General features: G+C 61.4%; 8 protein-coding genes, 1 tRNA gene and 2 pseudogenes. 6 read left to right on the forward strand and 5 right to left on the reverse strand.

From position 1 onward, the window contains the following. Positions 1-49: 49 nt before the first annotated feature. On the reverse strand, positions 50-358 hold the full coding sequence (locus tag NH448_RS22665; RefSeq protein WP_157033114.1) for a hypothetical protein: 309 nt from the start codon (positions 356-358) through the stop codon (positions 50-52). A gap of 383 nt (positions 359-741) precedes the next feature. On the opposite strand from NH448_RS22665, the pseudogene NH448_RS22670 reads away from it, so the two are divergent. Continuing rightward, positions 742-1,818 (forward strand): annotated as a pseudogene (locus tag NH448_RS22670) (IS3 family transposase). A 47-nt stretch (positions 1,819-1,865) separates the two neighbouring features. Next, positions 1,866-2,096 (forward strand): annotated as a pseudogene (locus NH448_RS22675) (IS256 family transposase); the annotation flags it as partial. 197 nt (positions 2,097-2,293) lie between these two features. On the opposite strand, the gene NH448_RS22680 reads toward NH448_RS22675, so the two are convergent. The 4 genes from NH448_RS22680 to ispB all read right to left on the reverse strand — a co-directional run bounded on the left by NH448_RS22680 (position 2,294) and on the right by ispB (position 5,473). Continuing rightward, positions 2,294-3,040: an HIRAN domain-containing protein gene (locus tag NH448_RS22680; protein ID WP_045994436.1), complete on the reverse strand. Its 747-nt coding sequence runs from the start codon at positions 3,038-3,040 to the stop codon at positions 2,294-2,296. 1 nt (position 3,041) lies between these two features. Beyond that, positions 3,042-4,034, reverse strand: a complete 993-nt coding sequence (locus tag NH448_RS22685) for a hypothetical protein (RefSeq protein WP_045994437.1) — start codon at positions 4,032-4,034, stop codon at positions 3,042-3,044. 234 nt (positions 4,035-4,268) lie between these two features. Beyond that, positions 4,269-4,345: transfer RNA gene (locus tag NH448_RS22690), tRNA-Pro, on the reverse strand. A gap of 129 nt (positions 4,346-4,474) precedes the next feature. After that, entirely contained in the window at positions 4,475-5,473 is a 999-nt protein-coding gene (ispB, locus tag NH448_RS22695; RefSeq protein ID WP_045994438.1) for an octaprenyl diphosphate synthase, read from the reverse strand. Positions 5,474-5,760: 287 nt separating this feature from the next. Between ispB and rplU the strand changes: the two genes are divergently transcribed. The 4 genes from rplU to proB all read left to right on the forward strand — a co-directional run. Next, positions 5,761-6,072, forward strand: a complete 312-nt coding sequence (gene rplU, locus NH448_RS22700) for a 50S ribosomal protein L21 (RefSeq protein ID WP_045994439.1) — start codon at positions 5,761-5,763, stop codon at positions 6,070-6,072. Between the two features lie 62 nt (positions 6,073-6,134). Next, positions 6,135-6,392 (forward strand): 50S ribosomal protein L27, encoded by a 258-nt coding sequence (rpmA, locus tag NH448_RS22705; protein ID WP_045994440.1) that lies wholly within the window; start codon positions 6,135-6,137, stop codon positions 6,390-6,392. A gap of 123 nt (positions 6,393-6,515) precedes the next feature. Further along, positions 6,516-7,703, forward strand: coding sequence for an Obg family GTPase CgtA (gene cgtA / locus NH448_RS22710; protein WP_045994441.1), 1,188 nt, complete (start codon positions 6,516-6,518; stop codon positions 7,701-7,703). Positions 7,704-7,762: 59 nt separating this feature from the next. After that, positions 7,763-8,405: glutamate 5-kinase (gene proB / locus NH448_RS22715; RefSeq protein ID WP_253029520.1), on the forward strand; the 643-nt coding region annotated here is incomplete at its 3' end.

Raw genomic sequence — 8,405 nt, forward strand, 5'->3', positions numbered from 1 at the left:
GGGGGGACCCGGGGGGGGGGGGGGGACGGTCACCGGGGAGGGCGGTCCGTCATTGCAGGAAGTCAGCCTCCGCATCCCCCTCGCACCTGGCTGAGGGCTCGACGGGCTGGATACGCAGAGCCTGGCCGTCTACCACGTGGTGGCCCTCCAGCTGGTCGGCCAGTTCCCTCAACGCCTGCATGCCGCTTGCTACTGCCTTGGTGAGTTCCTCGGCGTCCATCTCTTCGAGCGGCTGGCAGCCATCTCTTTCCATATTGTTTGAGTATGAGTGTCCGGCGTCGACAGCGTTCTCCAGAACCCAGCGGGCGGCATTGTAACGAGTAGCGGCAGGAGTTGTGGGGCCTAGCAGGTCGCGCATGGTGTCCACTACCAAATGGGCGAGATCCCCCTTGAGCGCAGCCTCACGCCTCTGATGCAAAGCTTCTACAACATGGGGAAGCCGCATAAGTCGATACGCTTCAACTTCGGGTGCCGAAAACCCCGCCAGTCGAGCTGCATGAGTACGTGCGACCCCTCGTGCTGTGTGAGCTACGAAATTGGCTTGCTTCTCAGTGAGTTTTCTCGCCATCAAGCCACCCCTATAGAGCTCTCTCGAGCGCTGCCCAAAGTATATGAAAATATGCAGATAAGTGCATGCATGCTGCCACAAAATAGATGAATCTGTGACCTTTCCCCCAGAAACCGGCCCACCGTCAATGTGATCTTTCCTTTACGTTTACCCTGATAGCCGGAGATCTCGCGATGAAGCGTAATCGACATGCCGAGGAGCAGGTCATCACCATCCTCAAGTCCCATGAGCGCGGCGCCTCGTTGGCCGAGCTAGCTCGGCAGAATGGCGTCATCGAGCAGACCATCTATCGCTGAAAGGCCAAGTACGGCGGTATGGAGGTATCGGAGGCCAAGCGTCTGCGGGAGCTGGAGACAGAGAATGCCCGCCTGAAAAAGCTGCTGGCGGAATGCGCTCTCGACAATGCCGCTCTTAAGGAGATCGTCTCGGGAAAGTAGTGACGCCCGAAGCGAAGCGGCGGGTGGTAACGCACCTGGTAACAGGCGGCTGGTTCAGCCAGCCACATGCCTGCCGATTGCTGGGCCTGCCACGCTCGGTGGCCCGCTACCAAGCGATGCCGCGCGACGATGAATCACTTCGGGCGCGACTGAACGCCTTGGCGACCTGCTATCCCCGCTACGGTTACCTGTTACTGCACGCTCTGTTGCGACAGGAGGGCCTGGTGATGAATCGCAAGCGAACTTACCGGCTGTACCGTGAGGCTGGGCTTCAGGTCCGCACCCGGCGGCGCAAGCGACTGGTGCGGCCAAGAGCGCCGATGCCGTGTCCAGACAGGCCCAACCAGCGCTGGTCGATGGCCTTCGTCTCGTACCAACTGGCCTCGGGACGCCGATTCCGCGTGCTGAACATCGTAGACGACTTCAGTAGAGAGTGTTGGCCAGCTGGTGGACACGTCCATTTTCGGGCGTCGCTTGGCCAGGTTCCTGGACAAGGTCGCGCAACAGCGCTCGCTGCCAGCCGCGATTGTCTGCGATAACGCCCCCGAGTTGGCCAGCAAGGCGATGTACTTCTGGGCGCGTGAGCGGAAGGTCACGCTGGCTTTCATTCAACCGGGAAAGCCGACACTGAATGCCTTTATCGAGAGCTTAAATGGAAAATTTCGGGATGGCTGTCTCAATCAGCACCGGTTTTTGAGCCTCCCCGATGCCCGGTATGAAATCGACAAATGGAGAGCCCGCTACAACTATGCCAGGCCGCGCAGCCCGCTGGGTTATATACCGCCCGTCGCCTATGTCCAGAGGTGTGCATGAAGGGGCGGTTTCTCACATTGTGGGCGGACCTAGATCTGGGGGAGGTTACCACCAACCCGGTCGAGTCGAACTTCGCCACGGTCCGCCGGAGGAGGAAACGTAACCGGAACTTCGGCTCACGGGACACGACCCGGGCGATGGTCTTCAAGCTGTTCCAGTCAGCCTAGAAACGTTGGAGTCGGATCAAGCGCTTCCAGAAGTGGGAGCTGGTCGTCAGCAACGTCAAGTTCCAGGCCGGGAAGCAGGTAGCCGATAAATCAGACAGGAATGGGGCCTGACCGCCAGCCACCAGATTTGACGTTAAATCGAACTCATCTCACTCAAGCTGTAGTTGAGCAGGTGCTGCAGTAAGCGCACTACTGACGCCTTGAAGGCGGGCACTGTCATTCTAGAGCAAGAACCCCCGCGTGAACTCGTTAGAACCGAGAGGCGGGGGCATGTCGAGGGGGGATATAGGCCCACAGCGAACCGAAATCTAGGCCTGCATCCTGAGCATATTGGTCGGTAACGCCGGCCTGTCGTTCCGTCTGATTCGTGTCAGCACATAGACTAGGCGGCGTTCAGGGCTGCCATTGATGCGAAAAACTTCTCCTTCAAGGACGGCACCTCGACCCAGCATACGTTGCAGCATGTCGAGATGCCCCCTCGGAGCATAGCCCAACTTTTTGCCGGCACTTTCCATGCGAATCGCTCGATCATCGAACGCGTTGTCAGGCTCGGCTATAAAGCGGACATTGTCTCCCTCCTGCAGCTGTTCTGCCTCCAACTCGGACTCATGGCGGAAACCAGCCACTTCAATCAGAACCTCGAAGGCATCGGGCGGGTCATCGAAGGGGTGGACCAGCTCGAACCCATCATTGGGCAATTTCGCACCGCTATACCCCAGCAAGGTGAAATCGCTGATCTCAGCATCTGCCGGGATAGCCCGAAGCTCCAGATAGCGGATGAAGTCCCGCCTGCTTCGCGGCGGCAGACGGCGCTTGAAGGCCTCCATCACCTGGTGGCTGTGCTCCGCCTGCTTCAGTGGGAATGCTGGATAGCCTTCAAAATCCATTCCCCTAGCCTCTGCCATCTCGGAGTCCTGAGCATACTGAAGTACCACTTTACCGTTCCGCATCACCAGTTGGCCCACACGATATCGGGAGCGGTTTTTGCTCTCGCGCGCCTGCCAGTAGAGCAGCAGCCGCTGTGGTTCCACCAGATGTTCGATGAAGCGGGTCATTTCAGGTCTCCAGAGCGTGTAGCAGGCGCTCTCTCCTTTTCAGGGTCAAAAAAGCAACAAATTCAGAGCGTTGATGGGTAAAGGGGTGTGGAAGGTCAAATTGGGTAAGGCTATTCAACATGGCCTTCAGGTCATCCTCGCTCCATCCGTGCAGCCGTTCTATCAGTATCGGCCGGATATCGGGAAAATGCCGGCAATACTCGGCAACACCTGCGATCAGTGGCAGACGTTGACGGTCATCCCTGGCCCAGCGCATCTGGTGCTCGCCTCTTCGCAAGTAGGCATTGAACTCGCTCGAGTCGCGCATCATGCGCTGCATCTTCTGGGGCTGCAACTCGTGACCCAGGCTTGTGCCATTGTCGAAATATGGCGTGAAACGGGCACTCGGCCCATTTTCGCTCCAGATCAGCCCCCAGTTCTCCTGATGCCGATCGGTGTTGCCGACCAGAGCATCGAAGCATAAACACAGCCCCCAGTAGGTCTGCCAGTCATGAGTGAGCATGCCTGTGCGTGCCAGGGCCCTGCTGAGGGTGAGGATGGTGGACAGGTTGTGCTCACGCCCCTTTTCTCGGTCGTAACCGTGGATCTGGCGTTGCATGTAGTCGCCGCCAGGTACGTGGCGCTCCTCTCCACTGCCCGGATAGCCCATGAACCATTCGTTCACGGTGCCGGGCTCATCGCGAGTCGAATCGATGGCAACGAACACCGGCGGCAGCGTTAGCCCCATCAAGCGACCGATGCGAAAAGCGATCAGCTCGGCCCAATACTGGTCGGGATGACGGGGCTTGCCAGGATCCTTGGCACTCTTGATGGCTTCCTTGAACAGATAGTTGTGCTTGGGAATGCAGAAGTCAAAGGGGGCTGGATCCGGACAACGAAGCAGCGACTTATCACGAGCCCCAACCGGGAAGACCTCATAATCCTGATGAATATCCCAGCCAGCAATATCTATAACCTGATCTGGCTTCTGATCTATTCCCTCACGATCGATCATGGCATGCCCTGACAGCCCCAGAAATCACAAACCCCCTCAGCAGCTCCACCGTGAAGCGGATCCACTAATCGGGGTCGTGTTGCGCACAACTATAGCACTAACACTGCCCGTCGCTGCCATCATCCCTCCGTACCCAGTCGCTATGCTGGCTGCTACGTATTTGCTACCAAAAATCTCGATAACGAAAAACGGCCACCGCTCGTGTGAGCTAAGTGGCCGTCTTTACTAAATTCTTGGTCGGAGTAGCAGGATTCGAACCTACGACCTCTGCCTCCCGAAGGCAGCGCTCTACCAAGCTGAGCTATACTCCGACGTTTGAGGTGTGTCCCTCAACGGATGCGTAGTATACGGATCCTTGTGGATGATGCAACCCTCGCGAGCCCGAGTCAGCCACTTTTTTCCAGATTCCCCGTCACTTGAGGGTACTTGCCCGGTGATTTTCAGGTCTTGCGTTCCACCGCCAGGCGGGCCAGTTCGGCCATGCTGTCGCGGTAGGGCGAGGGCGGCAGATGGTCGAGTTCGGCCAGGGCCTTGGCGGCCATCTCTTCGGCCTTCTGGCGGGTGTAGTCCAGTGCGCCGGTGGACTTGACGATGGCCAGCACCTCGTCGAGGTGGTCGAGTCCGCCCTTACGGATGGCGCGACGCACCAGGCGGGTCTGGTCGGGGGTGCCGGCGGCCATGGCCTGGATCAGCGGCAGGGTGGGCTTGCCTTCGGCCAGGTCGTCGCCGACGTTCTTGCCCATGGCCTTGGCGTCGCCCTCGTAGTCGAGCAGGTCATCGACCAGCTGGAACGCCAGACCCAGGTAGCGTCCGTACAGCGCCAGCGCCTGTTCCTGGCGTTCGTCGGCGCCGGCCAGGATGGCGCCGCTGTGGGAGGCGGCCTCGAACAGCATCGCGGTCTTGCCGAGGATGGTGTCGAAGTAGGCGGCCTCGTCGGTGTCGGGATTGCCCACATTGGTCAGCTGCTGAACCTCGCCCTCGGCGATGGTGCAGGTGGCGGCGGACAGCACCTCCATGATGCGCATGGAGCCGACCTCGACCATCATCTGAAACGAGCGCGAATACAGAAAGTCGCCGACCAGCACCGAGGGCGCGTTGCCCCAGGCATCATTGGCGGTGGCCTTGCCGCGACGCATGTGCGACTCGTCGACCACGTCGTCATGCAACAGCGTCGAGGTGTGCATAAACTCGATCAGCGTCGCCAGGGTGATGTGACGATCGCCCTGATACTCCAGCGCGCGTGCCGCCAGCAGCACCAGCAGGGGGCGCAGACGCTTGCCGCCGCTTTCGATGATGTACTGGCCGATGGTCTCTACCAGCGGGATGCGCGAGGCGAGCTGGTCGAGGATGGTCTGGTTGACGGCGGCGAAGTCGTCGGCGACCACCGCGTGAATCGGCGAAGGAGCTGCTGATGGTGACGGGGTGGCGTTGACTGACATGAAGGCGGCTTCGACTGGAGGTGAGGGAGGCCGTGGGCCTTGGGTTGCCGGTCATGCTATGGGCCGCCCATGGGGGCGTCAAGACGATTAGCGCCCGGCGGCGGCCTCGCGCGGGGTTTTTTCCGGTCTCGCCACTTGACGCTGGTTGTCGGGTTGTGCCCACGCGAGGGTATCGCTATAATACGCGGCCCACTCATCCATGCTCCCTGTCAGATGGCTGCCAAAAGGGGCGCCACTCGAAGCAGGTCGATCAAGAGCCAACCCCGATGAGTTTCTGGAGAAACAGCATGTACGCAGTGATCAAGAGCGGTGGCAAGCAGTACCGCGTTCAGGAAGGCCAGACTCTCAAGCTCGAGAAACTGGAAATCCCCACCGGCGATACCGTCGAGTTCGACGAGGTTCTGCTGGTCGGCAACGATGACGACGTCACCGTTGGTGCCCCGCTGGTCGAGGGTGCCAAGGTCAGCGCCGAAATCGTCGCCCACGGCCGTGGCGAGAAGGTGACTATCATCAAGTTCCGTCGCCGCAAGCACAGCATGAAGCGTCAGGGCCACCGTCAGTGGTTCACCGAAGTTAAAATCACCGGAATTTCTGCCTAAATACGCCTCGCCCTCGGGCGAATGCGTAGCGGACTATTCCCTCAACGAGCGAGGACTTTGCAATGGCTCATAAGAAGGCAGCCGGCTCCACACGTAACGGTCGCGACAGTGAAAGCAAACGCCTTGGCGTCAAGCTGTTCGGCGGCCAGGCCGTGACCCCGGGTAACATCATCGTGCGTCAGCGTGGCACCCGTTTCCACGCCGGCACCGGTGTTGGCATCGGCAAGGACCACACCCTGTTCGCTCTGGACGAAGGCGTGGTCAAGTTCGAGACCAAGGGTCCGAAGAACCGTAAGTTCGTCAGCGTCGTCTCTGCCTGAGACCGCCCGAACGCCATGGGCCGCCGGCGAGCGTGACTCGCTTGCCGACAAGCCCCGGAAGGCCCCGCCAAGCGCGGGGCCTTCTTGTATCATGGTGGAAAGCATCCGCCAGGAGAGTGATAGATGCAGTTCGTCGACGAAGCCTCGATCATCGTGGAGGCAGGCAACGGAGGTAACGGTTGCCTGAGCTTCCGGCGCGAGAAGTACGTGCCCAAGGGCGGCCCGGATGGCGGCGATGGCGGCCATGGTGGCAGCGTCTACCTGATCGGTGACGATGCCCTCAATACGCTGATCGATTTCAAGTATCAGCGCTTCTACAAGGCGCAGAACGGCCAGCCCGGCCAGGGTCGCCAGATGAGCGGCCGCGCTGGCGAGGATCTCCACGTCAAGGTGCCCGTGGGTACCACGGTGATCGACGAGGATACCCTCGAGGTGATCGCCGACGTGACCGAGATCGGCCAGGTGGTGCAGGTGGCCCAGGGCGGTCGCCGTGGGCTCGGCAACATTCACTTCAAGTCCTCCACCAATCGGGCACCACGGCGTACCACGCCGGGCACCGAAGGTGAGCGGCGCAACCTGCGCCTGGAGATGAAGGTGATGGCCGATGTCGGTCTGCTGGGGCTGCCCAACGCCGGCAAGTCGACGCTGATCCGCTCGGTGTCGGCGGCCAAGCCCAAGGTGGCCAACTACCCCTTCACCACCCTGGTGCCGAACCTGGGAGTGGTGAAGCTCGGCATGCACGAGCACTTCGTCATGGCCGACGTGCCGGGGCTGATCGAGGGTGCCTCCGACGGTGCCGGCCTGGGGCTGCGCTTTCTCAAGCACCTGACGCGCACCCGCCTGCTGTTCCACGTGGTGGATGTGGCGCCGTTCGATGAGTCCGATCCGGTGGAAGCCGCCGAGGCGATCATCCATGAGCTGGGCGAGTTCTCGCCGACCCTGGCCGAGCGCCCGCGCTGGCTGGTGCTCAACAAGCTCGACCTGCTGCCCGAGGACGAGCGCGAGGCTACCGCCGACGAGATCGTGCGTCGACTCGGCTGGGAAGGCCCGGTCTTTCGTATCTCGGCGATCTCCAACGTCGGCACCGAGGCACTGGTGCAGGCGGCCCACCGCTGGCTGACCGAGCAGCGCACCCTCGAGAACGAGGATGAAGAGGCCATGGAGCGCGAGCAGGAGATGCGCCGGCGCATGGAAGATGAGGCGGTGGCCAGGACAGAGGCGCGCCTGGGTCGTCGTCGCAAGCGTGACGAAGACGACGATGACGATCTCGATGACGACGACTACGACGTCGAGGTCGAATACGTTCAATAGCGGTCGTCAGGGGAGTCGACAGCCTCCCCGTTCGGCCAGAGCAGCGGGGCGAGAAAAGGATGCACAGCGGAGAGCGGGTCCCGGGGCGTGACGCCCTGTCCAGCGCGCGACGGGTGGTGGTGAAGATTGGCAGCGCCCTGTTGACCAACGACGGGCGTGGCCTCGATGACCCCGCCATCGGTGGCTGGGTGGATCAGATCGCCGCCCTGGCGAGTCGCGGCATCGAGGTGGTGCTGGTGTCTTCCGGGGCCGTGGCGGCAGGCATGGTGCGTCTCGGCTGGCGGGCTCGCCCGTCATCGGTGCGAGAGCTCCAGGCCGCTGCGGCGGTGGGGCAGAACGTGCTGACCGAAACCTATGAGAATCACTTCGGTCGTCACGGTCTGGTGACCGCGCAGATTCTGCTGACCCACGACGACCTGTCCAATCGCAAGCGTTACCTCAACGCGCGCTCGGCGCTGAGCACGCTGGTGGACCTCAAGGTGGTGCCGGTGATCAACGAAAACGACACCGTGGTCACCGACGAGATCCGCTTTGGCGACAACGATACCCTTGGCGCCCTGGTGGCCAACCTGCTCGAGGCCGATGCGCTGGTCATCCTGACCGATCAGGAGGGCTTGTTCGACGCCGACCCGCGCCACGACCCCAGTGCCCGGCTGATCGAGGAGGGGCGCGCCGACGATGCGCGTCTGGCGGCGGTGGCCG

Source organism: Halomonas sp. OfavH-34-E, assembly GCF_024124525.1.
Taxonomy (GTDB): domain Bacteria; phylum Pseudomonadota; class Gammaproteobacteria; order Pseudomonadales; family Halomonadaceae; genus Halomonas; species Halomonas litopenaei.

Excerpts from the sequence above, each read along its gene's own strand:
- NH448_RS22665 (WP_157033114.1), bottom strand. The coding sequence starts at position 358 with ATGCGCGACCTGCTAGGCCCCACAACTCCTGCCGCTACTCGTTACAAT.
- NH448_RS22680 (WP_045994436.1), bottom strand. The coding sequence starts at position 3,040 with ATGACCCGCTTCATCGAACATCTGGTGGAACCACAGCGGCTGCTGCTC.
- NH448_RS22685 (WP_045994437.1), bottom strand. The coding sequence starts at position 4,034 with ATGATCGATCGTGAGGGAATAGATCAGAAGCCAGATCAGGTTATAGAT.
- ispB (WP_045994438.1), bottom strand. The coding sequence starts at position 5,473 with ATGTCAGTCAACGCCACCCCGTCACCATCAGCAGCTCCTTCGCCGATT.
- rplU (WP_045994439.1), top strand. The coding sequence starts at position 5,761 with ATGTACGCAGTGATCAAGAGCGGTGGCAAGCAGTACCGCGTTCAGGAA.
- rpmA (WP_045994440.1), top strand. The coding sequence starts at position 6,135 with ATGGCTCATAAGAAGGCAGCCGGCTCCACACGTAACGGTCGCGACAGT.
- cgtA (WP_045994441.1), top strand. The coding sequence starts at position 6,516 with ATGCAGTTCGTCGACGAAGCCTCGATCATCGTGGAGGCAGGCAACGGA.